This is a genomic window from uncultured Agitococcus sp., assembly GCF_937920075.1.
GTDB lineage: Bacteria > Pseudomonadota > Gammaproteobacteria > Pseudomonadales > Moraxellaceae > Agitococcus.
The window spans coordinates 1-1,196 of the sequence record NZ_CALETI010000076.1 but is presented as its reverse complement, the minus strand read 5'-3'; the positions used below and the strand labels follow the sequence as shown (position 1 = coordinate 1,196).

Genomic DNA, 1,196 nt, shown 5'->3' with positions numbered 1-1,196 from the left:
TATTAGTGGCACAGGGTTACGATTTTTCGAGTTTGCACCCACACCAAACACTCAAAAAACTGTTGTTGCTGTTAGATAACAATGTGTATAGCGATGCAGAATTAAGTCATTTGGTGGAGTGTCGGCATAACGTTAAATATGGCTTTATGGATAAAGCGACCCCACAAGCCGTGGCGATTTTGGCGGACTTAGGCGTAGGCGTTTAATGTTTTTATAGAGGTACTTATCATGGCTAATTTACCACTTATTACCGTAGTCGCTGATGTAGTTGGCACATTAATCAATGGTCATTATCGTCACCAACAACAAATGACTCAGCTTGAAAATGAGTACCGTTTAGAAAAAGCACGTATTGAACAAGACACTACGCTTTCCTGTAAAAAAATTGATGCTACTTTAAGCTATGCCTTAAAAGATTTAGAAGCCCGAATTAAACATCAACATGACAATTTTGCCTTATTGGTGCAAAGCTTAGATTTACAGTTAGAAGATAATAGAATATTACAACAACGCATTAATGACTTGATGAAAGTGGTCACCAACCCTCAAGAAGTGCCAGAAATTCGCTTAATGGTTTTACAACAGGCATTACCTGCCATGATGAAAACCCAACAACAGCAAGCCAAACAACGCCATGCCTTGCTCATCCAACAACTGCAAAACAACAGTGCCTTAGCCAATAATCCTAGTAACTTATTATTAAAATAATCACAAGCTTGTAAATTGAGGCATTTAAGCACTAAGACCATAAAATGACCAACAAGCAAACGTCATTAACAACAAATAGGAGGTGGCTATGGTTATTGCCATTATCTGGTTGCTTTCTTAAGCAAGGAGAGACACACAAGGATGTTCCCCCCACTCTGTTGATTCGCTCATTCATTTTTGCAACGCAAGCCTTGAGGTAACGAGCATGTCTTTATTTGGTGATTTTTTTGATTTTGTTGTAAGTACCGTGGTTGACGTGGTGGAAACCGCAGGAACTATTGTTGTTGATACCGTTGAATTGGCAGGTACTGTGGCAACAGGCACGATTGAGGTTGCGGTTGATGTGGTTGAAACCGCTGGCAGTATTGCTGCAGATACGCTTGAGTTTACAGGCGGTGTGGTAGCGGATGTTATTCAAGGTAGTTTAGAGGTCGCCAGTGATTTGACCGATGGCATTGGCTTTGTTGTTAATGATGGTCTTGATTTAA

3 protein-coding genes are annotated in these 1,196 nt (G+C 40.3%); all 3 read left to right on the top strand.

The genetic code is table 11. From position 1 onward, the window contains the following. The coding region (locus tag Q0212_RS02975; protein ID WP_297921992.1) for a hypothetical protein at positions 1–206 on the top strand (206 nt) is incomplete at its 5' end. Between the two features lie 22 nt (positions 207–228). Next, a complete protein-coding gene (locus tag Q0212_RS02970; protein ID WP_297921989.1) occupies positions 229–708 on the top strand; it encodes a hypothetical protein in 480 nt (159 codons plus the stop codon). A gap of 205 nt (positions 709–913) precedes the next feature. Next, positions 914–1,196, top strand: a 283-nt coding sequence (locus Q0212_RS02965; RefSeq protein WP_297921986.1) for a hypothetical protein, incomplete at its 3' end; no start/stop codon positions are given.